Below are 24,880 nucleotides of genomic sequence, written 5' to 3'. Positions count from 1 at the left end.
GTGCTCACGACTCTTCGTTCGTCCCGTTCTGGTAGTTCACCGGCGTCTGGAACCCACCGGCGTGGCCGTTGAGCGAACCCGGACCCGCGACCGGCGGGATGTTGGAGACGTGACGGCGCTCTGAGGACAGCCAGACCGGCCGCTGGGGGCGCTTCACGACGGGCGCGAAGATCTCGGCCAGCTCGGCCTGGTTCAGCGTCTCCTTGTCCAGCAGGGCGACGACGAGGTCGTCGAGGACCTGGCGGTGCTCGACGAGCACCTCCCACGCCTCGTCGTGCGCGGCCTCGATGAGGCGGCGCACCTCCTCGTCGACGATGCCGGCGACACCCTCGGAGTAGTCGCGCTCGTGGCCCATGTCGCGGCCGAGGAAGACCTCGCCCTGCCCCTGGCCCAGCTTGATCGCGCCGATCCGCTCGCTCATGCCGTACTGGGTGACCATCTTGCGGGCCATGCCGGTGGCCTTCTCGATGTCGTTGGCCGCGCCCGTGGTCGGGTCGTGGAAGACGAGCTCCTCGGCGACGCGGCCGCCGAGGGCGTACGCGAGCTGGTCGAGGATCTCGTTGCGCGACGTCGAGTACTTGTCCTCGGTCGGCAGCACCATCGTGTAACCCAGCGCGCGACCGCGCGGCAGGATCGTCACCTTGGTCACCGGGTCGGTGTTGGGCAGCGCCGCGGCCACCAGCGCGTGACCACCCTCGTGGTACGCGGTGACCTTCAGCTCCTGCGCGCTCATCCGGCGGGTGCGCTTCTGCGGGCCGGCCATGACGCGGTCGATGGCCTCGTCCACGGCCGCGTCGTCGATGACCTTCGCGTTGGCGCGGGCCGTCAGCAGCGCGGCCTCGTTGAGCACGTTGGCCAGGTCGGCGCCGGAGAAGCCCGGCGTGCGGCGGGCGACGGCCTGCAGGTCGATGTTCGGCGCGAGCGGCTTGCCCCGGCCGTGCACCTGCAGGATCTTGTGCCGGCCCTCCATGTCGGGGGCCTCGACGGCGATCTGCCGGTCGAAGCGGCCCGGGCGCAGCAGCGCCGGGTCGAGGATGTCGGGGCGGTTGGTCGCGGCGATGAGGATGACGTTCGTCTTGACGTCGAAGCCGTCCATCTCGACGAGCAGCTGGTTCAGCGTCTGCTCGCGCTCGTCGTGCCCGCCGCCCAGGCCCGCGCCGCGGTGGCGGCCCACGGCGTCGATCTCGTCGACGAAGATGATCGCGGGCGAGTTCTGCTTGGCCTGCTCGAACAGGTCCCGGACGCGGGAGGCGCCGACACCGACGAACATCTCCACGAAGTCCGATCCGGAGATCGAGTAGAACGGCACGCCGGCCTCACCGGCGACGGCGCGCGCCAGCAGCGTCTTGCCGGTGCCGGGCGGGCCGTACAGCAGGACGCCCTTGGGGATCTTGGCGCCGACGGCCTGGAACTTCTCGCGGTCGGCGAGGAACTCCTTGATCTCGTGCAGCTCCTCGACGGCCTCGTCGGCCCCGGCGACGTCGGCGAACGTCGTCTTCGGGGTGTCCTTGGTCATCATCTTGGCCTTGGACTTGCCGAACTGCATGACCCGGCTGCCGCCACCCTGCATCTGGCTCATGAGGAACCAGAACAGGATGATCAGGAGCAGGATCGGCCCGACCGTGAACAGCAGCGACTGCAGGATGCCCGTCGTCGGGACCTCGTCGGTGACGCCGTCCGGGGGCGGGTTGTCGTTGAGAGCCTCGATCACCTCACCGCCACGCTGGGCGATGTAGTAGGAGCGCACCGTGGTGGCGCCGTCCTCCGTGGTGCCCGACTTCAGCTCCAGGTCGATGCGCTGGTTGCCGTCGGTGAGCGTCGCGCTCTGGACCTTGCCCTCGTCGATGAGCTGCAGGGCGCGGGTCGTGGAGACCTCGGCGGTGCCGCTGGACGCGAAGAACGAGGCGCCGATCGCGACCGCCGCGATGGCCACGACGATCCACAGCCACGGGCCGCGGACGATGCGCTTGAGAGTGTTGGGCATCAGTGGAGGGGTCGCCCCCTGTCCCTCCTGCTCGTTCCTGCCTGACGTTCGACGGTACACCGGCGCGGCGACACGCCACCCCGGAGCCGTCCCCGCAGGTCCTTCGCTGTTCGAACGGGTGGGACTGCGCCCCTGTTCCGTCCCGTTCCTGCCGGTTCGCTGTGGGCGTAGGGCCGGGAGCGCGTCAGTCCAGCCCGAGGCGGGCGTAGGCACCGAGCACCGTGCGCTCGGACTCGGTGAGGTAGGCCTCCAGCTCGGCCGCCGCCGCCGGACCGCCGTGGTCGGTGAAGGTGTCGAGCACCGAGCGGTTCCGGGCCACGAACCGGCCGTGCAGGCTCTGGGGATCGCCGATCACCAGGAAGGCCAGCCGCAGCTCGGCGGCCAGCTGCTGGTGGGTGCGCAGCAGGCGCGGGCTGTCCGACAGCGACACGAGCGCCTCGTGGAAGGCCATGTTGGCCGTCCCGACCCCCGCCCAGTCCCCCGCCGCGACGGCCGTGTCGGCGGCCTCGACCGCCGCCCGCATCCGGTCGGTCGCGGGGTGCTGGGCGTCGGCGCGGGCCAGCACGCCGGCCTCGACGTGGCGCCGGACGCGGTAGATGTCGAGCACGTCGGCCACCCGGGGGGCCGTCACCGACACCCCGCGGTGCGGGACGTGCTCGAGCAGGCCCTGCTCGGCCAGCACCCGGAAGGCCTCGCGCAGCGTGTTGCGCGACACGGAGAAACGCTGCGCCAGCGCGGACTCGGAGAGACGCTGACCGGGGCGGAACTCGCCGGCGGCGATGCGGGCGCTGAGCAGCTGGGCGAGCGTGCCGTCGCCCTCGCCGGCACCGTCGACGGTCTCGGGGGACAGCGCGGCACCGTGGGTCACCTCGTCATCGTAGGTGGCCGCCGACGTCCACCCCGACGGTTCGTCAGGCGGACAGTTAACACGAACGCAACACGGCGCAACATGTTGTTCAACAACGTGCAGCATTGTGTTCTGCAACCAGCGGTGCCACAGTGCTGCCCCACGCAGCCTCGTCCGGCAGCAGCGTCGCCACGTCCCCGGGAGCACGCATGTCCGACCACCCCGTGCAGGAGAGCAGCACCCCCGCCCTGAGCACGAGCCGGCGATCACGTCGCGGCCCGATCATCGGCGCGATCTTCCTCATGGCCACCTCCGCCATCGGACCGGGCTTCATCACCCAGACCGCGACGTTCACCGCCACGCTCGGGGCGGCCTTCGCCTTCGCGATCCTCATCTCGATCCTCATCGACTTCGCCGTCCAGATGAACGTCTGGCGGCTCATCACGGTCACCGGCAAGCGCGCGGGCGACCTGGCCAACAGCGCCGTGCCCTTCAGCGGCCACGTCCTGACCGTCCTCATCGTCGTGGGCGGCCTGGCCTTCAACATCGGCAACATCGCCGGCGGCGGGCTGGGCCTGAACGCCCTGCTCGGCCTCGACCCCAAGGTCGGCGGCCTGGTCACCGGCGTGCTGGCGATCGCGATCTTCCTGTTCAAGCGCGCCGGGACGGTCGTGGACCGGGTCGTGCTGGTGCTCGGCGTCGGCATGATCGTCATGACCGTGGTCGTCGCGATCGTCTCCGGCCCGCCCGTCGGCGACGCCTTCCGGCAGACCTTCGTGCCCGACACGATCAACTTCGCGACCATCACCACGATCGTCGGCGGCACCGTCGGCGGGTACATCACCTACGCCGGCGCCCACCGCTACCTGGACTCCGGGCAGACCGGCGTCGAGCACGTCCGCGACGTCCACCGCGCCTCGGTCACCGGGATCCTCGTCACGGGCGTCATGCGGTACGTCCTGTTCCTGGCGATCCTGGGCGTCGTCGCCTCCGGTGTCGCGCTCGACCTGTCCGGTCAGGCGGCCAACCCCGCGGGGCAGGCCTTCGGCGCCGTCCTCGGCGACGCCGGCATCCGCCTCTTCGGGGCCATCTTCTGGGCCGCCGCCATCACCTCGGTCATCGGCGCCGCCTACACGTCCTCGACGTTCCTGTCGACCTTCTCCCGCCGGCTGGCCGGCGGATGGCCGCTGCAGCTGACCACCGTCGCCTTCATCGTCGTCTCGCTGGCCGTCTACCTGGCCATCGGCACCGCGCCGGCCGCCCTGCTGGTGTTCGTCGGCGGGTTCAACGGGCTGATCCTGCCGATCGGGATGACGGTGTTCCTCTACATCGGCTGGTTCCGGCAGCGCGACGTGCTGGGGGGTTACAAGTACCCGGTGTGGCTGCTCGTCGTCGGCACCATCGCCCTGGCGATCAGCTTCTGGATGGCCTCGCAGTCCATCGGCCCCGTCTTCGACTTCCTCACCGCCTGACCCGCGACCGCCGATCCCCGGAAGGACCCCCGTGGCGACCATCGACCTGAACTCCGACCTCGGGGAGAACACCCCCGACCGCCCCGTCTCAGACGACGCGGCGATGCTGCGGATCGTCAGCAGCGCCAACGTCTCCTGCGGCTTCCACGCCGGCAGCCCCGAGGGCATCCGCGAGACGGTGCTGGCCGCCTCGCAGGCGGGCGTCGCGATCGGCGCCCACCCCGGCTACCGCGACTACGAGAACTTCGGCCGCGAGCGCCTGGACCTGCCGGCCGCGACGCTGCAGGCCCACGTCGAGTACCAGCTCGGGGCGGTGTGGGCGCTGGCCCGCTCCGTCGGGGACGCCGTGGTCTACGTCAAACCGCACGGCGCGCTGTACAACACGATGGCCGTCGACGAGGCGACGGCCTCCGTGGTGGTCGCGGCGGTCAAGGCCGTCGACCCCACCCTGGTGATGCTCGGGCTGGCCGGCGGGGTCGCCCTCGAGGTCGCCGACCGCGCCGGGCTGCCCACGGCGGCCGAGGCGTTCGCCGACCGCGCCTACACCCCGGCCGGGCAGCTGGTCTCGCGCAAGGAGACCGGCGCGGTGCTGCACGACGTCGACCTCGTGGCGGCGCGGATGGTGCGGCTCGTGCAGGACGGGGTGGTCGAGGCGATCGACGGCACGGACGTGCCGGTGCGCGCGCAGTCGCTGTGCGTGCACGGCGACTCCCCCGGCGCGGTCGAGATGGCCGCGGCCACCCGGGCCGCGCTGACCGGCGCCGGCGTCGAGATCGCCCCGTTCGTGACGGGAGCGCGCTGATGGTGCGGCTGGCTCCCGAGGAACTGCGCCACGAGGCCCGGGCGGCGCGCGCGGCCTACCGGGCCGGGCGCCGCGCACCCACCAGCGGGGTCGCGCCGGGCCTGACGCAGGCCAACCTCGTGGCCGTCCCGGCGGACTGGGCGTTCGAGATGCTGCTGTACGCCCAGCGCAACCCGCAGTCCTGCCCCGTCCTGGACGTCCTGGAGGCCGGGCAGGTCGAGTCGGCGCTGGCCCCGGGGTCGGACGTGCGCACCGACCTGCCCGCCTACCGGATCTTCCGCGACGGGCGGATGGTCGAGGAGGTTCCCGACGCGACCGGGTACTGGGACGGCCTCGTGACGCTGCTCATCGGCTGCAGCTTCACCTTCGAGACCCCGCTGCTGGCGGCCGGGATCCCGGTGCGGCACCAGGAGGTCGGCCGCAACGTCCCGATGTACCGCACGAACCGGCCGTGCGTGCCGGCCGGACGGCTGCGCGGCGACCTCGTCGTCTCGATGCGCCCGGTCCCGGCCGACCGGGTCGACGACGCGGTGGCGATCACCGGGCGGTTCCCGGCCGTGCACGGCGCCCCGGTGCACGTGGGGGACCCTTCGGCGCTCGGGATCGCCGCGCTGGACTCCCCCGACTTCGGCGATCCGCCGGTCGTCCGCGACGGGGAGGTGCCGGTGTTCTGGGCGTGCGGGGTGACGCCGCAGGTGGCGCTGTTCGAGTCCCGTCCGCCGTTCGCGGTGACCCACGCGCCGGGGCACATGTTCGTCACGGACGTCCTGGACTCCGAGTACGACACGGGGCACCGGTCGTGAGGTTCCTGCCCGTCAGCGACACCGCGGTGATGGTCGAGCTGGCCGGCCTGGACCAGACCACCCGGTTGTTCACCGCGCTGACCGCCGCCGACCTGCCCGGGGTCCGCGAGGTGGTCCCCGCCGCCCGCACGATCGTGGTCGTCTTCGATCCGCGCGCGACCTCCCCCGCCGAGCTCGTGGAGGAGTTGCGGACGGTCCGACCGTCGTCCGAGGTCGCGTCCGGCGGGCGGTCGGTGACCGTCGAGGTCCGCTACGACGGGCAGGACCTGGCCGAGGTCGCGGGGCTGCTCGGCTGCTCGGCCGAGGAACTCGTGCGCCGGCACCAGACCGCGACGTGGACGGTCGCGTTCACCGGGTACGCCCCGGGTTTCGGCTACCTGGTCGGCGACGACGAGTTGTTCGACGTCCCCCGCCGGCCGTCCCCGCGCACCCGGATCCCGGCCGGTTCGGTCGGGCTGGCCGGGAAGTTCTCCGGCGTCTACCCGCGCGAGAGCCCCGGCGGCTGGCAGCTGATCGGCCGCACCGACGCGGTGATGTGGGACATCGACCGGGACCCGCCGGCGCTGTTCGCCCCGGGCACCACGGTGCGTTTCCAGCAGGCCGACCGCGACCTCGTGAGCCTGCGGGAAACGCGGCCCGAGCCGGTCGCCTCGGAGTTCTCCCTCGAGGTCGTGTCCCCCGGGGTCCAGCTGCTGCTGCAGGACCCCGGACGTCCCGGGCACCTGGCCGAGGGGGTGGCTCCCTCGGGGGCGGCCGACCGCGGCGCGCTGCGCACGGCCAACCGCGCCGTCGGGAACCACCCGGGCACGGCCGCCCTCGAACTCGCCGGTGGTGGGGCCGTGCTGCGCTTCTCCGGGGCCGGTGTGCTCGCCCTGGCCGGCGCGGGCGTGGACGCCTCGCTCCGCGCGACGGACGGGACCCGCGTGCCCGTCCCGGCGGTGCGCCCGGTGGCCGTCGAGGACGGTGACGAGCTGCGGCTGGGCGCCCAGCACGCCGGGCTGCGCACGGTCGTGGCGGTCCGCGGGGGTTTCGCCGCACCCGCCGCGCTCGGGTCCCTGGCGACCGACACGTTGTCAGGGGTGGGTCCACGCCCGCTGACCGCCGGGGACCGGCTGGCGCTGCACGGGCCCGCGGCCGCCCCGCACGCCGTCGACCCGGGCCCGCACCCGGCGGCGGAACTGCCCCGCAGCGGGCAGGTCGTCGAACTCGAGGTCGTCCTCGGACCCCGCACCGACTGGTTCACCCCCGCGGCGCTGGGGACCCTGACCTCGCAGGAGTGGGAGGTCACGGCCCGTTCGGACCGGGTCGGGCTGCGGCTCGCCGGCTCCCCGCTGGAACGCCTGCGCGAGGGGGAACTGCCCAGCGAGGGTGCGGTGACCGGGGCGATCCAGGTCCCGCCGGACGGTCAGCCCGTGCTGTTCGGCCCCGACCACCCGCTGACCGGTGGTTACCCCGTCATCGGGGCCGTCGTCGACGCCGACCTCGACCTCGTCGGTCAGCTGCCCCCCGGCGCCCGCGTCCGCTTCCGCCCGCGCGCCCCCTTCGCCGAACTGTGAGGAACCCCATGAAGACCGTCCTGATCGCCAACCGCGGCGAGATCGCCGTGCGGGTGGTCCGCGCGGCGGCCGAGGCGGGGTTGCGTTCGGTCGCCGTCTACGCCGACCAGGACGCCGACGCCCTGCACGTCCGGCTGGCCGACACCGCCGTCGCGCTGCCCGGCGAGACGGCCGCGCAGACCTACCTGAACGTCGACGCGCTGCTGGCCGCGGCGAAGACCTCGGGCGCCGACGCGGTGCATCCCGGCTACGGGTTCCTGTCCGAGAACGCCGGGTTCGCCCGCGCCGTCGAAGCCGCGGGACTGGTGTGGATCGGCCCGGCGCCCGAGACCATCGAGGCCCTGGGCGACAAGGTGACGGCGCGCGCCATCGCCCGCGAGGCCGGCGCCCCGCTGGCCCCGGGAACGTCCTCCCCCCTGGCCGACGCCGCGGAGGCCGAGGCGTTCGCCGACGAGTTCGGCCTGCCCATCATGATCAAGGCCGCGCACGGCGGCGGCGGTCGCGGGATGCGGGTGGCGCGCACGCGCGAGGAGGTCGCCGACGCCTTCGAGTCCGCGACCCGGGAGGCCGTGGCCGCGTTCGGTCGCGGGGAGTGCTTCGTCGAGAAGTTCCTCGAACGGCCCCGGCACCTGGAGGTGCAGGTCCTGGGCGACGGGAACGGTTCGGTCACCGTCGTGGGCGACCGCGACTGCTCGCTGCAACGCCGGAACCAGAAGCTCGTCGAGGAGGCCCCGGCCCCCGGGCTGAGTCCCGACCAGCGCGAGACGCTCCACCGGGCGGCCCGCGACATCTGCGCCGCGGTGCGGTACCGCGGCGCGGGGACCGTGGAGTTCCTCCTGGGCGCCGACGGGACCCTGTCGTTCTGCGAGGTGAACACCCGGTTGCAGGTGGAGCACCCCGTCACCGAGCTCGTCACCGGGGTCGACCTGGTGCGCGAGCAGTTCCGCATCGCCGCCGGCGACGGGCCCTCGTTCACCGCGACTCCGCCGGTGCGCGGTCACGCGTTCGAGTTCCGGATCAACGCCGAGGACCCGGGCCGCGGGTTCCTGCCCAGCCCGGGACGCGTCTCGTCGTTGCGGGTGCCCTCGGGTCCGGGGGTCCGCTGGGACGGCGGCGTCGAGGCCGGTGACAGCGTCCAGGCCGCGTTCGACTCCCTCGCCGGGAAACTGCTGGTCCACGCCGGGGACCGCGACGCCGCACTGGCCCGCGCCCGCCGCGCGCTGGCCGAGTTCGAGGTCTCCGGGATCGCCACGGTGCTGCCGTTCGCGCGGGCCGTCGTGGACGAACCCGACTTCTCCACCGACGGTTTCGCCGTCGGCACGCAGTGGATCGAGTCCGAGCTGATGCCGCGGCTGGAACCGCAGCTGCGCCCGGCCCCCTCGGACGGGCCCGCGTTGCAGCGGTTCCCGGTCGAGATCGACGGGCGGATGGCCACGATCGGGCTGCCCGCGGCGTTCCTCGCCGCGCTGGGCCCGGTCGGTTCCGTCACCGCCGAGGCCGAGGCCGGCCCGGACGAGGACGCCCTGACCGCCTCCACCCCGGGGACGCTGACCGCCTGGCTCGTCGAGGACGGCGCGCAGGTGGCGCAGGGTCAGGACGTGGCCGTCGTGGAGGCGATGAAGATGGAGAGCCGGGTGCCGGCGCACCGCGCAGGGACGTTGCGGCGGGTCGCGGAGGAGCAGGCGTCGCTCGGCGCGGGTGAGGTGCTGGCGCGGATCGAGTGACTCGCGGGGGCGTGGACCGGGCGCTGCTCCCCTCGATCGCGTGTCGGTCGCTGGGTGCAGCGCTGGTTCACGGCACCTCAGCGCCAGCCCAGCACCGCCGCGACCTCGTCCGTGCTCACGCCGAGCAGCCCACTGCGCTCCACTGCGCTGTCCGGCCCCGTGAGCACCTGGACCGAGGACGTCTGCGGGGTGATGACCCACGCCTCGCCGGCTCCCCGCTCGAAGTAGAACGGAACCTTCGCCCAGGTCTCGTCGCCGGGGGACTCGAACTCCACGACGACCTCGACCGACGGGACGTAGAGGGTGGCCTCCTCCAGGGGAGTGGAGGTCCACCCCATGTCCGGCACCCGGTAGTCCCGGTCGCCCGTCCCGAAGGTGAACTCACCCATCGGGAAGAGGCCGCGCTCGGCGGCGCAGCCAGCCAGCGCGATGCTCAGCCGGTGGGCCAACCGCCCGTGGCTGCTGTGGGCGTGCGGAACCACGTGGTAGACCCCGGCCCAGACCTCGTCCCGACCGTCCTGGCCGAGCCGGCGCCGTTCGGCCAGCCAGTCGTCCAGGGCTCCGCCGTGAACGACGACCGTCCGCGGCGCGGAACGTTCGACGGTGGCGCTCACACGGCCTCCTCGGGCCCCGGTCGCCTGCTCACCGGTCAGGATGCCACGGGCGGCCCCGACACCTGGCTCTGCTGTCCGCTGCTCCGACACAGCGACGAGCACGCGTGCCGGGTGTCGTCAGGTCATGCGTGCCGCGGCAGCCTCGACGAGCGTCCGGGCTCGTCGGATCGCGGCCGTGCAGTCGGCCTGGGAGACGTTGCTGAGGCCGTAGTGCCCGGCATCCTTGAGGTCGAGCACCTCGCGCAACCCTCTGGCGAGTCCTGCATCACCGGTGGTCTCCTGCAGCAGGGCGATGGCCGCGAGCACGGCGTTCCCCGTCGCGACGGTGGCCGCCTCCGACAGGTCTTCGGCTTGCACGAGCTCGGCGGCCTCCAGGTACGGCCGTGCCTGCCGGATCCGGGTCCGGGCGTCCGCCGGGGTGCAGCTGCCGGCCCGTGGTCCGGAGCGGCTCATGCCGTCGCTCCGACGGCGAGCAGTTCGCGCAGCGGCGGCCCCACGAGCACCCGACCGTCCTGGCGCAGACTGGCCAACAACGGCTGGTCCTCGCGGATCGCGGCGGCCAGCTGGGAGCCCGTGACCTGGACGAACTGGACCACGTTGCCCGTCAGCAGCTCCACGGCCCGCCCCGCCTCGTGCACCTGCGCTCCCCACGCACCGTCGGCGTCGACGGCGTCGTCACGCACGAGCAGCAGGTCGAGGTCGCTGTCGGGGCCGGCCTCCCCGCGCGCCCACGATCCGAAGACGACCGCAGCCTGCGCCGGTGGGTCCCAGGCGGCCAGCCGTTGGACGAGGAGCGCCTCCACTGCCGCCGCCGAGTTCACCGCTGCCAGGACGGGGCCGGCGAGCACGTGGTGCCGGTTGAGCGTGTAGAGGACCGCCGAACCGGCGTCCTGCGCGCTCACCAGTCCGTGCTCGACGAACCGGTGCAGGCAGGTGCGAGTTCGGGCGTAGGACCGACCGCTGAGGCTCGCGACCGTCGCGCCGCTGAGTGGACGGTGCGTGCGGGCGAGCACCTGCAGCACGTCGGCGTCCACCGTCGGCGCGATGGTGCGCAGCGGGTTCGACAGGTCCACACCAGCAGGCTATCGCTATGGCCATAGCGCTATCGCCATAGCGACAGGTCAACTGTAGACGTGCGGCGCCAGCGTCGCGACGCAGTCGAGGTTGCGGTACTTGTCCGCGAAGTCCAGCCCGTACCCGACGACGAACTCGTTGGGGATGTCGTAGCCGATGTAGGCGACGTCGACCTCGACCTTGGCGGCCTCGGGCTTGCGCAGCAGCGCGCACACCTTCACCGAGGCCGGGCCGCGGGAGGACAGGTTCGCCAGCAGCCACGACAGGGTCAGGCCGGAGTCGATGATGTCCTCCACCACCAGCACGTGGCGGCCGGAGATGTCGGTGTCGAGGTCCTTGAGGATCCGCACCACGCCGGAGCTCTTGGTGCCCGAGCCGTAGGAGCTGACGGCCATGAAGTCCATCGACAGCGGGATGCTCATGGCGCGGGACAGGTCGGCCATGACCATGACGGCGCCCTTGAGGACGCCGACGAGCAGCACGTCCTTGTCGGCGTAGTCGCGGTCCAGCTCGGCGGCGAGTTCGGCGACGCGGGTGGCCACCTGCTCCTTGGTCAGCAGGACGTGCTCGAGGTCGGTCCCGGCGGTCGCGGAATCCACGCGGTTCTCCCGTGCGTTCAGGTGTGAAGGTTGCCGACGACCGTCGGCGCGGGCGTCAGGACGAGCCTGCCACACGTCCGGCGACCGCTCGCACCGCCCGGCAGGTGCACGGGCCCCTGCCCCCGCCAGTCCAGCAGCAGCGCCTCGAGGGCGTCGACGTGGCCGGCGGTCAGCGCGCTCGCCGAGCAGCCGACGGCCAGGGCCGCGGTCCGCAGCCAGCGCCGGCGCAGCGCGGGCCGCGCGGCCACCAGGTCCCCGACGGCGGCCTGCGCGTCGCGGAACGGGTCGCTCGCCGCGGCGATCTCGTCGAGGGCGTCGGCGTCGTCGCGGGCAGCGCGGGCCGTGCGGGCCAGGGCCTGCGCGATGCCCGGGCCGAGCCGTTCCTCCAGGTGGGGCAGCACGTCGTGCCGTACCCGCACCCGCCGGTAGCGGCGGTCGTCGTTGGCCGGGTCCTCCCACGGCTCGAGCCCCTCGTCCGCGCACGCCTGCCGGACGACCTGCCGCGACAGGCCCAGCAACGGCCGGCGGAACAGGCCGCGGACCGCGGGCATCCCGGCCAGGCTGCGGGTGCCGGAGCCGCGGGCCAGCCCGAGCAGGACCGTCTCGGCCTGGTCGTGCAGGGTGTGCGCGAGCAGCACCGCGACCGCGCCCACCTCGTCGGCGACGCGCTCGAGGGCGGCGTACCGGGCGGTGCGGGCGGCGGCCTCGGGACCACCCGTCCGGCCCACCTCGACGCGCTCGCCACGCACCGGGTCCAGCCCCAGGGCGCGGCCCTGTTCCACCACGCGACGCGCCACCGCGGCCGAGTCGCGGTGCAGGCCGTGGTCGACGGTCACCAGCCCGGCCCGCCGTCCCAGCGCGCGCGCCTCGACGGCCGTCGCGGCGGCCAGCGCCAGGGAGTCCGCACCGCCCGAGCACGCGACGAGCACCGTGCCGTCCAGACCCGCCAGCGCGTGGCGGACGGCGACCCGGACCGCCGCGACCGCGGGAGGAGGTCCGCCCACGGATCAGCCGTGGACGCGGGCGACCCACGCGTCGGGATCGGCGATCTCGGCCGGCAGCGGCAACTGCTCGGGCCCGGTCCAGACCACGTTCAGCCCCTCCCACCCCACGGACTTCACGACCCCGCGCACGAACCGGGCCCCGTCGGCGTACTGGCGGGTCTTGGCGTCCAGGCCCAGCAGCCGGCGCAGGACCTGGTCCAGCGACCCACGGCCCTTGCGGCGCTGGGTGAAGCGGGCACGGATCGTCGCCACCGACGGCACCACCTGCGGCCCGACGTCGTCCATGACGACATCGGCGTGCCCCTCCAGCAGGGACATCACCGCGACCAGGCGGGCCACGCGCTCACGCTGCGCGGGGGTCTGCAGGAGGTCGGCGAGCCCGATGCCGCTGCCCTCGGTCGTCCCGCGCAGGACGTCGGGCAGCGACTGCAGCACACCGGCGAGGCGTTCGCCGAGGTCGCGGGGCTGGGCGAGCAGCTCGGCCGACAGCCCGCGGGCCTCGTCGGTGACGTGGCGGCGCAACCACGGGTGGGCCCCGAACTGCAGGCGGTGGGCCTCCTCGTGCAGGCACACCCAGCGGCGGAAGTCGTGCGGGTCCACCTGCAGGTCCCGTTCGACCTGCACGACGTTGGGGGCGACCAGCAGCAGCCGGCCGGGCCGGCCCTCGTCGATGCCGGAGAAGACGTCGAACTGCCCCAGCACGCGCGAGGACAGGAACGACAGCAGGCTGCCGAGCTCGGCGCCGGTGGTGCGGCGGCCCACGGCGGTGGTCGCGCGGTCGACGGCCGTGGTCGCCCGGCCCGGGTTCGGCACCGGCCGGGTGGCGACCACGACGGGGCCCAGCAGCCCGCGGAAGGCGTCGACGTTGGCCTGCGCCCACGACGCGCGGTCGACGACCAGCGCCGGGGGCATCGGTTCGGGCGAGGGGATCCGCGCGGTGTGCGCGACCGGCCCGGCGGCCTCGGCCGCGGCGGTGCGCAGCTCGGCGACGACGTCGTCGATCTCGCCGCGGGTCAGCTTCGGGCCGGGCCCGCCGAGGCGCCCGGCGACCTGGGCGGCGAGGTCGAAGTCGACGAGGTCGACGACCGCGCGGCCGCCCTCACCACCTGTCCCCCCGCCCGCCGCATCACCCTGGTCGCTCTCGTCCCCCCGTGCACGCATGCCCCGCACGGTACGCGGTGCCTCCTGCCGCACCCGCGCGCCACGGGGCCAGCGCCCTGACCAGGCGGCGTCGGCGCGCGGTGACCCCGCGCGCGATCACCGCGCACGCGGTGACAGCGCGTGCAAACCCCGCGCACCACGTGCCCGGCGCGCGGTGACCCCGCGCGCGATCACCGCGTACGCGGTGACAGCGCGCGCAAACCCCCGGGCGAGGCCCCGCCGGGTCAGTGGCAGCCGCAGGCGGCGAGCGCCGTGGCGAAGCGGTCCTGGGCGCGGCGGGCGGACAGGGAGCCGCCGGGGGCGACGCTGTCGGACATCACGGCGAAGGCCAGCAGCCGGCCGTCGGCGTCGCGCAGGTAGCCGGCCAGGCTGCTGACGCCGGTGAGGGTTCCGGTCTTGGCCCGCACGACCCCGGCCGCGGCCAGGGTGTCGGGCTGGTCGTAGCGGTCGTGCAGGGTGCCGGTGACCCCGGCGACCGGCAGTCCCGCGGCGACGGGACCGAACTCGGGGTGGTCCCCGCCGGCGACGAGGGTCAGGACGTCGGTCAAGACGCGGGCCGGGATGCGGGTGCCGCGGCCGAGGCCGCTGGCGCCCTGCAGGCTGACGCCGGAGACGTCCACGCCGAGCGCGGCGACCTGGTCGACGACGGCCAGCGAGGCGTCGTCGAAGGTCCCGGGCCGGTCGCCGGCGAGGGCGACACGGCGGGCGAGGACCTCGGCCAGGGTGTTGTCGCTGGTGGTGAGCATGAGCTCGACCTGCTCGGCGGTGGTGGCCGAGGAGACGGCGGCCAGTTCGGCGGCGCCGGGCTGGGCGGCCGCGCGCACCACGGGACCGGCCCCGGAGTCCAGGACGGTGACGCCGTGCGCGGCCAGCGCGGTGGCGAACAGCCGCGCGGCGGCCAGGGCGGGGTCGGCGTCGCGGGGGGCGTTCTCGGCGTCGGTGAGGCGGGCCTCGTCGACGGCCAGCGGGGCGATGGGCATGACGAACCCGGCGGCGACGTCGCCGCTGCCCCAGCCGGGGGACGTCGTCGGGCCGGTGAAGGCGGCGTCGTCCAGCCGCACGGCGACCGTCGTGCGGCCGGCGGCGAGCAGGGCCTGCGCGGTCTGCGCGGCGAGGTCGCCGATGCCGGCGTGCCCGTCGACGGCGTCGGGGTTCCCCGCGCCCGCGGCCAGCAGGACGTCGCCTCCGGCGACGAGGACGACCTCGTCGGGGGTGGCGCCGTCGACGACCCGGGTCGTGGCGCGGGAGGTGTCGCCCAGGGCCCGCAGGGCGGCGATCCCGGTGAGGATCTTCGTCGTGGAGGCCGGGGTGCGGGCCACGTCGACGGCCGAGGACAGCAGGTCCTGGCCGGTCAGGGCGTCGACGACGCTGGCCGAGACGGAGGCGCCGAGGGCGGGGTCGGCCAGCAGCGGGGCGAGTTCGCCGCCCAGGACGGCCGGGTCGGGCACGGGGGCGGCGGGGTCCAGGGCGGGCAGGACGTCGTCGGCCGGTTGGGCCGGGCGGGTGGCGGCCGGGGCCGTCGGCAGCGTCGGCGCGGTCGGCGGGGCGGTCGTCGTCAGCGGCCCGGGGACGGCGTCGACGGCGTCGAGCCCGGCGTACCCGCCGCCCAGGACGAGCACGGTGGCAGCGGTGACGAGCGTTGCGGCGGCCTTGCGCACGCTGGTGGTTCCCCCGTCGAGTCCGGCCGGGGCCCGGACGTGCGACTGCAGTCCGTCACGGGCGGGCCACCCCGTGTGCGTCCCCCTGGTGGATCGTCAGGGCCCGTCTGCGCGACACTAGCGCGGTTCCGTCGGCCGGTGACCCACCGGTCGACCGCAGAGCAAGCCGCAGCAAGGGGCCCGACCGGCCCCTGGTGAGAGGAGCCACGTGAGCACCCCAGTCGAGTTCGACGCGACCATCGAGATCCCGAAGGGTCAGCGGAACAAGTACGAGGTCGACCACGAGAGCGGCCGCATCCGGCTGGACCGCATGTTGTTCACCTCGACCCGCTACCCGCACGACTACGGGTTCATCGAGGGCACGCTGGGTGAGGACGGGGACCCGCTGGACGTCCTGGTCATCCTCGAGGAGCCGACCTTCCCCGGCTGCCTGATCACCTGCCGCGCCATCGGCATGTTCCACATGCGCGACGAGGCCGGCGGCGACGACAAGGTCCTCGCCGTCCCGGCGGGTGACCCGCGCTGGGAGAACATCCAGGACCTGGAGGACATCAGCGAGTTCGACCGCCTGGAGATCCAGCACTTCTTCGAGACCTACAAGGACCTCGAGCCGGGCAAGAGCGTCGAGGGCGCCAACTGGACCGGTCGCGAGGCGGCCGAGAACGAGATCCAGGCCAGCATCGAGCGGGCCAAGGGCACGTCCTACGAGCTGGGCGCGTCCGCGCACTGACGCCCGGCGGGTGGGGACCGTTGACGCATCGGGCCGGTAGGTCCGGCCCCCTGCGTCAACGGTCCACTCCCGCGCCCCCCGTCAGGCCGGCCGGGTGCCGTAGGGCATGAGGCCGCGGCGGTAGATCGAGGACGTCCGGACGGTCGCGCCGGTGTGCGGGGCCTCGACCATCGTGCCGGGCGAGACCACCATCCCGACGTGGTGGATCGTCGCGGCGTTCGACGTGTTCGTGGCGTAGAAGACCAGGTCGCCGGGGGCCAGGTCGTCCAGGGCGACCTTGGCTTGGCCGGAGTACTGCAGCCGCGAGGAGTGCGGCAGCGCGACGCCCGCCGACTCCCAGGCCCGCATCGTCAGGCCGGAGCAGTCGAAGGAGTCGGGGCCGTCACCGGCCCACAGGTAGGGCTTGCCCAGCTGCGACAGCGCCCAGTCCACCGCGCCGTCCGCGCCCGCGGTGGGCCCCTGCGCCCGGCGCACCGGGGCCGACGGACGAGCAGTTCCCGCCGCCCTCGAGGACGCCGCCGACGAGGACGACGACGACGACGACGCGCGAGCCGCCTCCTCCGCCGCTCGGCGTGCCGCCTCCTGAGCCGCGGCCTGGGCCGCCGCCCGCGCCGCGGCCTCGGCGGCGGCCCGGCGTTCGGCCTCCAGACCGGCCTGCCGCTGCTGTTCCAGCTCCACCGACGTCTGCTGCAGCGCAGCCAGTTGCGCGATGAGTTCGGTGTTCTTCGCCTGCGTGGTGGCGACGACGGCGTCGGCGGCGTCGGCGGCCTGCTGCGCGGCGGTGCGGGCCCGTTCGGCCGCGCCGGTGGCCTGCTCCTGCGCCTGCTCGGCCTCGGCGGCCCGCTGGGCGCTGGAGTCGGCGACGAGCTTGGCGTCGGCGGCCTCGGCCTGGACGTCGACTCGCCGGCCGGCGAGGTGGTCCAAGGTGGTCCGGGAGTCGACGTAGTCGTCGATGGATCCCGAGGCCAGCACGGTGGCCAGCGGGGAGTAGCCGTCGGAGGTCCCGCGGTACTGCTGGGAGGCGACCCGCCCCACGGCGACCCGCGCCCGGTCGTAGGCGGCCTTCGCGCGCTCGGCCGCAGCGGTCGCGGCGGTGGCCTCGGCAGTGCGCTGCTGCAGCAGGGCGCGGGCCTCGTCGTAGTCCTCGGCCGCGACCGACAGCGTCGTCCGCGCGTCCTCCAGGGCGGACTGCTGACCGGCCAGCTGGGCCTGCAGGTCGGCGACCTGGGCGGCCTTGGCGGCGGCGGCGGCCTGGGCGGCGTCGACGTCGCCCTGGCTGGGGTAGACGGGGTCGGCGACGGCCGTACCTCCCACGGCGAGCAGCGGGGCCGTCGCGAGGCCGAACAGCAGGGTCCGGCGCGTCGTCCGCTCACCCACGGGCGTAACTCACCGTAGTCAATTCCTTCACGGAGTGAAGAGTAACCACGGACCACCCCGTCCGGAACACCTGTCGACCCGGTGGCCGGTCCCCTCGAACGGGCCAAGGGGCGCTCGAGGGGACCGTCCCGCCGCGACCGGACCGTTACGATCGACTGTCGTTCCGGCGACACCCCACCGTCGATCAGGGAGATCCATGTCCGAGCTCATGCAGATCGGCGAGGTCGTCGAGCGGGTCGGCTACAGCTTCCGCACCATCCGCTACTACGACGAGATGGGCCTGGTCTCCCCCACCCAGCGCACCCCCGGCGGCTTCCGGCTCTACACCGAGATGGACGTCTACCGGCTGCTGGTCCTCAAGCGCATGAAGCCGCTGGACTTCTCCCTCGACGAGATGCGCGAACTGCTCTCGATCCTCGACGCCCTCGACGGCCGCATCGCCTCCGACACCCCCCGCGAGGAGCTGTTCGCCAAGCTCGACGAGTTCCGCGCCGCCGCCGACGCCCGCGTGGAGAAGCTGCGCGACCGGCTGATGATGGCCGAGGAGTTCGCCCAGCGGCTGCGCGACGAGGCCGCCGGCCGCACCGACGGCGGCTCCCCCGCCCCCGAACCGCCCGTGCGCGAGGCCAGCACCCCCTGAGGGGCCCCGGGCGAGGACGCCACCTGAGACCCGGCGAGTGCGTCGACGCGACCTGGTCCGCGTCACGCGGCGCGGCTGTCAGCCCGCGTAGGGCAGCGCCGGCATCCCCTTCACCCCGGGCACGTACCGGAAGATGCTCCCGGCGGCCGGGTCGTCGTCGTCCGCGAGGCCCTCGCGCGAGGTCGTGATGAACAGCTCGCTGTAGTCCTCACCACCGAACGTGCAGGCCGTCACCTGACGCGCGCCCACCTCGACGACCGCGTCCAGCGTCCCGTCCGGGGCGTACCGGCGCACGGCCGAGCCGCCGAACAGCCCCATCCACACACCACCCTCGGCGTCGACGGTCAGCCCGTCGGGCCGGTTGCGGCCGGACTCGTCGTTGACCTGGGCGAACGTGCGCCGGTTGGTCAGCCCGCCGTCGCGGGAGTAGTCGAAGACGTCGGTCTTCCCCGTCGGGGTGTCGTTGTAGTAGGCCAGCGTGCCGTCCGGGCTCCAGCCCAGGCCGTTGGAGATGGTCACGCCCTCGATGACCGGGGTGGTGGTGCCGTCGGCGTCGAGCCGGAAGACGGTGCCGCGGCCCGTGCCGGCCCCGTCGGCCTGGTCGTAGGCCATCGTCCCGGCGTAGAACCGGCCGTCGGGGTCGCAGCCGCCCTCGTTCATCCGGATCCGGGCCTCGTCCGGCCACAGCTCCGGCAACGGGTTCAGCGTGCCGTCGGCGTCCTCGAGCACCAGGCCGCGCTCGACCGCGACGACGGCGCCGCCGCCCACCCGGGGCCGCGTGATGGCCACGACCTTCCCGTAGTGCCGTCGGCTGGTCGCCCCGGACGCGTCGAGGGTGAGGATGTCGCCCTCGTAGAGGTCGACGAACCGCAGCCCTCCCCACGTCGGTGACCAGCACGGCCCTTCGCCGTGTCCCACGAGCCGGTCCGTGATGCGCTCCGCTGCTGCCACGCGGTGAACCCTAGTGCGCCCGGCCGGCGGCGCCCGTTCACCCGCCCGGGTGGGCCGTCCTCTAGAAGCACCCGGGCGGATCCGACGCAGGAGGGGTGTTCCGCTCGACGACCGCGCCGCTCCTGGCGACCACACGGGTCATGGGGTTGACCGCCGGCGCCTTCTACACCGCCGGCGGTTTCGCCGCGCTGGCCGTCATCCTCTGCGCGGACTTCCCGCAGCGCGGTCCGCGCGACGTCCTGCTGCTGCTGGCGGCCGGGGCCCTGGTCGGCGGTGCGCTGCTGCTGGCCGTCGGCCGGTACCTGCCGCGCGGCGCCTTCCACGGTGTCGTCGGGCTCGGCACCGTGCTGATCACCCTCGCCGTCCCGCTGTGCCCCACCGCGGCCACCGCCCTGGCCGTCACGACCGTCTACGCGTTCGTCGCCCTCGACGTCGTGTTCTTCTTCGGCTGGCTGCAGGGTTCGGCACACCTGGCGGCGCTGTTCGCCGCGGCGTGGTGGGCCCTGCACGACCGCCCCGAGGTGACCGCGGGCGTGGGCATCGCCCTGGCCGTCGTCTGCACCGTCGTCACCACCGTCGTGGGACTGCTGGTCCGCGTCGCCTCCAACGCCAACCACGACGCGCTGACCGGGCTGCTGAACCGCCGCGGGTTCGACCGGGCGCTCGACACGGCCCTCACCGGCCACCGCGGGGAACCCCTGGCGGCCGTGCTGCTGGACGTCGACCACTTCAAGACGGTCAACGACCGGCGCGGGCACGCCGCGGGCGACCACCTGCTGCAGACGCTCGCGCGCGAACTGCAGGGCGAGCTGCCGGAGGGAGCGGTGCTGGCCCGGTACGGCGGGGACGAGTTCGCCCTGCTGCTGCCGGGGCACAGCGGCACCCGGGCGCTGGAGGTGGTCGAACGTGCCCGCCGCTCCTGCACGGCGCAGCTGTCGGCCGGGATCGCCGAACTCCTGCCCGGGCAGGCCGCCGCCGACCTCCTGCGGCACGCCGACGCGGCGCTGTACGGGGCGAAGACCGCCGGCCGCGGCCGGTCCCGGCTGCACGACGACGCCTCGGTGGAGCTGGCCCGCGAACTGGCCGTCGCGATCGGCGCCGGGCACGTGCGGGCCTGGTTCCAGCCGATCGTCTCGCCCTCGACCGGTGACGTCGTCGGCGTCGAGGCGCTGGCCCGCTGGGTGCACCCCGACCGCGAGATCGTCTCCCCCGCCGAATTCGTCCCCGTCGCCGAGACCACCGGGCTGATCTTCGACATGGGCCTGGCCGTGCTGGCCGACGCCTGCCGCGGGGCCCGCGAGGTCAGCGACGCCTGGGGGCGCGACCTGCTCCTGACCGTCAACGTCTCCGGCCGCGAACTGACCTCGGAGAACTACCCCCAGCGGGTCCTGGAGATCGTCCGCGCCAGCGGCTGGTCGGCCGACCTGCTCGTCGTCGAGGTCACCGAGAGCCTGCTGGACGGGTCCTCGGGCCAGGCGCTCGCGGCCCTCGAGGACCTGCGCGCGCACGGGGTGTCGGTCGCCATCGACGACTTCGGGACGGGCTACTCGGCGTTCAGCCGGCTCGACACGCTGCCGGCCGACTACCTCAAGCTCGACAACGTCTTCATGGCCGACATCACCTCCTCCCCGCGGCGGGCCGGCATGCTGCAGGCCCTGATCTCGCTGGCGCACACCCTGGGGCTGCAGGTCGTCGCCGAGGGCGTGGAGACCCGGGAGCAGGCCGACCTGGTGGTCGGGATGGGTGGCACGCTCGCGCAGGGCTGGTTGTTCGGCCGCCCCGTCCCGCCCGCCGACCTCGCCGCCGCGCCGCCGGACCCGGTGGGCCCGGCGGAGGAGTGGCTCGCCGCGCTCGACGCCCCCCGCTGAGAGCCGTGGCCGGGCCGGTGCAGGCCGGGTGGTCGGTACGATCGCCACGGTGTCCCGGCGACGGGACGCGCCCTGCGCGGGTGGGGAGTCCGCGCCGAGGTCGACCCGGAGGGGAGTCGACCTCGGCGGGCTCCGCGGTCACAACGCGGAGGTGGGCAGGTAGGCCAGCTCGGGACGGCCCGAACCGCCGTACCGGGGTTCGCGGCGCACCCGGCCGGCGGCGGACAGGTGCTCGAGGTAGCGCCGCGCGCTGACCCGCGACAACCCGGTCACCGCCGCCACTTCCGCGGCCGACAGGCCCTGCGCCGCCGGCGCTTCGCGCAACGCGGCGACGACGGTCTGCAGCGTCGGCGCGGCGACGCCTCGACCGGGGGTGCTCGCGGTGCGCAGCTGCGACAGCGCCTCGTCGATGGCCTGCTGGTCGATGCCGTGCTCGCCGGAGGCGGCGGCGACGTCGGCGCGGAACCGGGCGTAGGCGCGCAGCCGGTCCTCCAGCGCCGCGGACGAGAAGGGTTTGAGCAGGTACTGCACGACACCCATCGACAGCGCCTGCCGCACGACGCCGGGGTCGCGGGCGGCGGTGACGGCGATGACGTCGGCGGGGACGGCGGCCGCGCGCAACGCGCGCAGCACCTGCAGACCGTCGACGTCGGGCAGCGTCATGTCCAGCAGCACCAGGTCGACGGGCGTCCGCGCCCCGGCCGCGCCGACGGCCGCGAGCGCCTCGCGGCCGGAGTTGACGGCGGCGACGACCTCGAACCCGGGGACGCTGGACACCTTCTCGGCGTGCCCGGCCGCGAGCAGCGGGTCGTCCTCGACGACCAGCACCCGGATCACGGGGCCACCACGGGCAGCCGCACCACGACGGTGCCGCCGCCGTCGTCGAGCGTCACGGGTTCCTCCACCGCGATCGTCCCGCCGTGCCGGCGCACGACCTGCCCGACCAGCGCCAGGCCCAGCCCGTGCGCACCCCCGGGGGCGAGCCGTTGCTCCTTGCGCGACCACCCGCGCTGCATGGCCTGCTCCAGCCACCCCGCGGGCAGCCCCTCCCCCGAGTCCGTCACCCGCACCTCCACCGCTCCTCCCGACCCCGTGATCAGCACCCGCACCCACCGCGGCTCGGCACCTTCCAGCGCGGCCTCGACGGCGTTGTCGACGAGGTTGCCCACGACCGTGACCAGGTCGCGCGCCGGCAGCAGCCCGTCCGCCAGGGCGGTGTCGGGTTCGACCTCGAGCTCGACGCCGCGTTCGGCGGCCTGCGCGGACTTGCCGATGAGCAGCGCGGCGACGGCCGGGTCGGCGACGTCGGCGACGACGAGGTCGGTGAGCTGCTGCGCCGCAGCCAGTTCGGCGGTGGCGAACTCGACAGCCCGGGCGGGCTGGCCCGCTTCGACGAGGGTCACGACGACGTGCAGCCGGTTGGCGGCCTCGTGCGCCTGCGAGCGCAGCGCCTCGGCCAGGCCGCGGACGGCGTCGAGGTCGCGGATCAGGGCCTGCAGCTCGGTGTGGTCGCGCAGGGTGACGACGGTGCCGACGCGTCGGCCCTCCCAGTGCGCGTCGAGCCGGTTGACGACCAGCACCCGGTCGTCGGTGACCTGGACGTCGTCGACGACGTCCTGGTCGGCGTCGAGCAGCCGCTGCAGCGCGGGCGGGAACCGGGTTCCGGGCAGCAGCCGCCGGGCCTCGTCGTTGACGACCTGCACGCGCCCGGCCGGGTCGAGGACGACGAGGCCCTCGCGCAGGGAGTGCAGGACGGCGTCGTTGACCTCCCACAGCCGGGTCAGGTCGGCCGGTTCCAGGCCGTGGGTGCGGCGGCGGACCCAGCGCGACAGGGCCCAGCTGCCGGCGGCGGACAGCGCGAAGGCCAGCGCGAGGGCGGCCAGCAGCACGGGCAGCCGGTCGAGCAGGTCGCCGGTGACCGAGCGCGTGGTGACCCCGACGGCGACGGCGCCCACGACGGCGTCGCCGGGCCCGCGCACGGGCAGCACGGCCCGCACCGAGGGTCCCAGCGTCCCGGTGTAGGTCTCCACGACGCGGCCGCCGGCGAACGCCTCGTCGGTGTGGCCGAGGAACTGCCCGCCGATCCGGTCGGGGTCGGGGTGCGTCCAGCGGACGCGGTCGCGGTCCATGACGGTGATGAAGTCGACGCCGGTGCCCTGCCGGACGGCCTCGACGTAGGTGGCGATGGCGGCCCGGTCCGCCGTCGCGGGGTCCGAGAGCCCGTCGCGCACCTCGGGCGAGACCGCGACGGCGACGGCGACGTCGGTGACCTCGACGGTGGCGTCACGGCGGGTGTCGGTGCGCAGCTGCCAGCCGAAGGCCGCGGTCGCGCCGAGCAGGACGAGGCAGGCCACGAGGAGCTGGAGGAGGAGCACCCGGGACGCCAGGGTCCAGTGAACGAAACGACCGGAAGCGGGTCGTCCGCCCGAGGGTGTGACCACCATCACCTCCAGAACCGTTCCCCCCGTCGAGAGAACCCAGCGAGAGGGTCCCATGAGCACAGGCGCTCAGAGCCAGTCAGCCGGCGGGCCGGTCGCGAAGAAGCGCGACCGGACCCACTTCCTGTACATCGCCGTGATCGTCGCGGTCGCCCTCGGCATCGCGGTCGGCCTGATCTTCCCCGACGCCGGGGTGGCGCTGAAGCCGCTCGGCGACGGGTTCGTCAACCTCGTCAAGATGATGATCGCCCCGGTGATCTTCTGCACGATCGTGCTGGGGATCGGCTCGGTGCGCGCGGCCGCGCAGGTCGGCAAGGTCGGCGGCACGGCGCTGCTGTACTTCGTCGTGATGAGCGCCTTCGCCCTGGTCATCGGCCTGGTCGTCGGCAACCTGCTGCCGGTCACCGACCTGCAGCTGACCGACGAACTGCGCAGCGAGGGCGCCGAGCGGGCCGAGGCGGCCGAGGAGGGCGGCAGCACCGTCGACTTCCTGCTGGGCATCATCCCGACCTCGCTGGTGGCCTCCCTCACCGACGGGTCGGTGCTCGAGGCGCTGTTCGTGGCGCTGCTGGTCGGGTTCGCGATCCAGGGCCTGGGCGAGGCCGGCCAGAAGGCGCTGCGGGCGATCGAGGTCGCGCAGAAGGTCGTCTTCAAGGTGCTGGCGATGGTCATGTGGGTCGCCCCGATCGGTGCCTTCGGCGCGATCGCGGCCGTCGTCGGCTCCACCGGCGTCGACGCCCTCAAGGCGCTGGCCGTGGTGATGGTCGGGTTCTACGTCACCTGTGCGCTGTTCATCTTCGTCGTGCTCGGGCTGCTGCTGCGGTTCGTCTCGAAGCTGAACATCTTCAAGGTCCTGAAGTACGTGGCCCGCGAGCTCCTGCTCATCGTCTCCACGTCGAGCTCGGAAACGGCCCTGCCGCGGCTCATCGCGAAGATGGAGCACGCCGGCGTCAGCAGGTCGACCGTCGGCATCACCGTCCCGACGGGGTACTCCTTCAACCTCGACGGCACCGCGATCTACCTGACGATGGCCTCGCTGTTCATCGCCAACTCGCTGGGCACGCCGTTGTCGGTCTCCGAGCAGATCTCGCTGCTGGTGTTCATGGTCATCGCCTCCAAGGGCGCCGCGGGCGTCTCCGGCGCCGGGCTGGCGACGCTGGCCGGCGGCCTGGCCTCGCACAAGCCCGCCCTGCTGGACGGGGTCGGGCTCATCGTCGGCATCGACCGGTTCATGTCCGAGGCCCGTGCGGTGACCAACTTCATCGGCAACACCGTCGGCACCCTGGTCATCGCGACCTGGAGCCGGACGCTGGACACCGAGCGGATCACCGAGGTCCTGGCCGGCCGGGCGCCCTTCGACGAGGCGTCGATGGACCCCGGCCACGGCACCGACGTGCGCGAGAGGGAGCGGGTCGCCGCGACGACCCCCTGAGGCACCTCGCGATCCGGACCCCCCGACACCCCCCTGTCGGGGGGTCCTCGTGTGCTCACGTCGTGAACCTGACATCCGTGACCGGGCTGCTTCCCCGGGGAACGGGGTGCCGCCTACGTTCCGGCACACCCCCGATCCCCAGGAGT

General features: G+C 74.1%; 22 protein-coding genes. 9 read left to right on the top strand and 13 right to left on the bottom strand.

Annotation, left to right across the window (positions count from 1 at the left end; all coding sequences use genetic code 11):
* Nucleotides 1-4: 4 nt before the first annotated feature.
* Both ftsH and ACRYR2_RS04340 read right to left on the bottom strand, forming a co-directional pair.
* The gene (gene ftsH, locus ACRYR2_RS04345; RefSeq protein WP_432561595.1) at nt 5-1,984 is read right to left on the bottom strand and encodes an ATP-dependent zinc metalloprotease FtsH; all 1,980 of its coding nucleotides are present in this window, start codon (nt 1,982-1,984) and stop codon (nt 5-7) included.
* 184 nt (nt 1,985-2,168) lie between these two features.
* Nucleotides 2,169-2,852 (bottom strand): GntR family transcriptional regulator, encoded by a 684-nt coding sequence (locus tag ACRYR2_RS04340; protein WP_432561594.1) that lies wholly within the window; start codon nt 2,850-2,852, stop codon nt 2,169-2,171.
* Between the two features lie 188 nt (nt 2,853-3,040).
* On the opposite strand from ACRYR2_RS04340, the gene ACRYR2_RS04335 reads away from it, so the two are divergent.
* Genes ACRYR2_RS04335 through ACRYR2_RS04315 form a run of 5 tightly spaced genes read left to right on the top strand, consistent with a single transcriptional unit; the run spans nt 3,041 to nt 9,188 of the window.
* The gene (locus ACRYR2_RS04335) at nt 3,041-4,303 is read left to right on the top strand and encodes an NRAMP family divalent metal transporter (protein ID WP_432561593.1); all 1,263 of its coding nucleotides are present in this window, start codon (nt 3,041-3,043) and stop codon (nt 4,301-4,303) included.
* Nucleotides 4,304-4,334: 31 nt separating this feature from the next.
* Nucleotides 4,335-5,105, top strand: a complete 771-nt coding sequence (locus tag ACRYR2_RS04330) for a LamB/YcsF family protein (RefSeq protein WP_432561592.1) — start codon at nt 4,335-4,337, stop codon at nt 5,103-5,105.
* Complete coding sequence (locus ACRYR2_RS04325) at nt 5,105-5,908, top strand: putative hydro-lyase (protein WP_432561591.1); 804 nt, start codon at nt 5,105-5,107, stop codon at nt 5,906-5,908. Before ACRYR2_RS04330 ends, ACRYR2_RS04325 begins: the two co-directional genes overlap by 1 nt.
* Nucleotides 5,905-7,464: a 5-oxoprolinase subunit B/C family protein gene (locus ACRYR2_RS04320; protein WP_432561590.1), complete on the top strand. Its 1,560-nt coding sequence runs from the start codon at nt 5,905-5,907 to the stop codon at nt 7,462-7,464. Before ACRYR2_RS04325 ends, ACRYR2_RS04320 begins: the two co-directional genes overlap by 4 nt.
* A gap of 8 nt (nt 7,465-7,472) precedes the next feature.
* Entirely contained in the window at nt 7,473-9,188 is a 1,716-nt protein-coding gene (locus ACRYR2_RS04315; RefSeq protein ID WP_432561589.1) for an acetyl/propionyl/methylcrotonyl-CoA carboxylase subunit alpha, read from the top strand.
* Nucleotides 9,189-9,265: 77 nt separating this feature from the next.
* On the opposite strand, the gene ACRYR2_RS04310 is transcribed toward ACRYR2_RS04315, so the two are convergent.
* The 7 genes from ACRYR2_RS04310 to dacB all read right to left on the bottom strand — a co-directional run bounded on the left by ACRYR2_RS04310 (nt 9,266) and on the right by dacB (nt 15,298).
* Nucleotides 9,266-9,802 (bottom strand): Uma2 family endonuclease, encoded by a 537-nt coding sequence (locus tag ACRYR2_RS04310; protein WP_432561588.1) that lies wholly within the window; start codon nt 9,800-9,802, stop codon nt 9,266-9,268.
* 117 nt (nt 9,803-9,919) lie between these two features.
* Entirely contained in the window at nt 9,920-10,255 is a 336-nt protein-coding gene (locus ACRYR2_RS04305; protein ID WP_432561587.1) for a hypothetical protein, read from the bottom strand.
* Nucleotides 10,252-10,875, bottom strand: coding sequence for a nucleotidyltransferase domain-containing protein (locus ACRYR2_RS04300; protein ID WP_432561586.1), 624 nt, complete (start codon nt 10,873-10,875; stop codon nt 10,252-10,254). Before ACRYR2_RS04300 ends, ACRYR2_RS04305 begins: the two co-directional genes overlap by 4 nt.
* Nucleotides 10,876-10,923: 48 nt before the next feature.
* Nucleotides 10,924-11,475 (bottom strand): hypoxanthine phosphoribosyltransferase, encoded by a 552-nt coding sequence (gene hpt / locus ACRYR2_RS04295; RefSeq protein WP_432561585.1) that lies wholly within the window; start codon nt 11,473-11,475, stop codon nt 10,924-10,926.
* 17 nt (nt 11,476-11,492) lie between these two features.
* Nucleotides 11,493-12,479: a tRNA lysidine(34) synthetase TilS gene (gene tilS / locus ACRYR2_RS04290; protein ID WP_432561584.1), complete on the bottom strand. Its 987-nt coding sequence runs from the start codon at nt 12,477-12,479 to the stop codon at nt 11,493-11,495.
* A gap of 3 nt (nt 12,480-12,482) precedes the next feature.
* Nucleotides 12,483-13,640, bottom strand: a complete 1,158-nt coding sequence (locus ACRYR2_RS04285) for a zinc-dependent metalloprotease (RefSeq protein WP_432561583.1) — start codon at nt 13,638-13,640, stop codon at nt 12,483-12,485.
* 224 nt (nt 13,641-13,864) lie between these two features.
* Nucleotides 13,865-15,298, bottom strand: a complete 1,434-nt coding sequence (gene dacB, locus ACRYR2_RS04280; RefSeq protein WP_432561582.1) for a D-alanyl-D-alanine carboxypeptidase/D-alanyl-D-alanine endopeptidase — start codon at nt 15,296-15,298, stop codon at nt 13,865-13,867.
* Between the two features lie 208 nt (nt 15,299-15,506).
* On the opposite strand from dacB, the gene ACRYR2_RS04275 reads away from it, so the two are divergent.
* Entirely contained in the window at nt 15,507-16,028 is a 522-nt protein-coding gene (locus ACRYR2_RS04275; protein ID WP_432561581.1) for an inorganic diphosphatase, read from the top strand.
* An 81-nt stretch (nt 16,029-16,109) separates the two neighbouring features.
* On the opposite strand, the gene ACRYR2_RS04270 is transcribed toward ACRYR2_RS04275, so the two are convergent.
* On the bottom strand, nt 16,110-17,405 hold the full coding sequence (locus ACRYR2_RS04270) for a C40 family peptidase (RefSeq protein ID WP_432561580.1): 1,296 nt from the start codon (nt 17,403-17,405) through the stop codon (nt 16,110-16,112).
* 196 nt (nt 17,406-17,601) lie between these two features.
* On the opposite strand from ACRYR2_RS04270, the gene ACRYR2_RS04265 reads away from it, so the two are divergent.
* Nucleotides 17,602-18,045 (top strand): MerR family transcriptional regulator, encoded by a 444-nt coding sequence (locus ACRYR2_RS04265; protein WP_432561579.1) that lies wholly within the window; start codon nt 17,602-17,604, stop codon nt 18,043-18,045.
* A gap of 78 nt (nt 18,046-18,123) precedes the next feature.
* Here the strand turns inward: ACRYR2_RS04265 and ACRYR2_RS04260 are convergent, their stop codons facing one another.
* Complete coding sequence (locus tag ACRYR2_RS04260; protein ID WP_432561578.1) at nt 18,124-18,996, bottom strand: SMP-30/gluconolactonase/LRE family protein; 873 nt, start codon at nt 18,994-18,996, stop codon at nt 18,124-18,126.
* Between the two features lie 95 nt (nt 18,997-19,091).
* On the opposite strand from ACRYR2_RS04260, the gene ACRYR2_RS04255 reads away from it, so the two are divergent.
* On the top strand, nt 19,092-20,864 hold the full coding sequence (locus ACRYR2_RS04255; RefSeq protein WP_432561577.1) for a putative bifunctional diguanylate cyclase/phosphodiesterase: 1,773 nt from the start codon (nt 19,092-19,094) through the stop codon (nt 20,862-20,864).
* 138 nt (nt 20,865-21,002) lie between these two features.
* On the opposite strand, the gene ACRYR2_RS04250 is transcribed toward ACRYR2_RS04255, so the two are convergent.
* Nucleotides 21,003-21,701, bottom strand: coding sequence for a response regulator (locus ACRYR2_RS04250; RefSeq protein WP_432561576.1), 699 nt, complete (start codon nt 21,699-21,701; stop codon nt 21,003-21,005).
* Nucleotides 21,698-23,239 (bottom strand): sensor histidine kinase, encoded by a 1,542-nt coding sequence (locus ACRYR2_RS04245; protein WP_432561575.1) that lies wholly within the window; start codon nt 23,237-23,239, stop codon nt 21,698-21,700. Before ACRYR2_RS04245 ends, ACRYR2_RS04250 begins: the two co-directional genes overlap by 4 nt.
* 118 nt (nt 23,240-23,357) lie before the next feature.
* On the opposite strand from ACRYR2_RS04245, the gene ACRYR2_RS04240 reads away from it, so the two are divergent.
* Nucleotides 23,358-24,734: a cation:dicarboxylate symporter family transporter gene (locus tag ACRYR2_RS04240; RefSeq protein WP_432561574.1), complete on the top strand. Its 1,377-nt coding sequence runs from the start codon at nt 23,358-23,360 to the stop codon at nt 24,732-24,734.
* Nucleotides 24,735-24,880: the final 146 nt, after the last annotated feature.

This window comes from Kineococcus deserti (genome assembly GCF_050871945.1).
Classification (GTDB): Bacteria; Actinomycetota; Actinomycetes; order Actinomycetales; family Kineococcaceae; genus Kineococcus.
The sequence above is the reverse complement of the archived record's forward strand: the minus strand, read 5'-3'. Positions and strand labels throughout refer to the sequence as shown.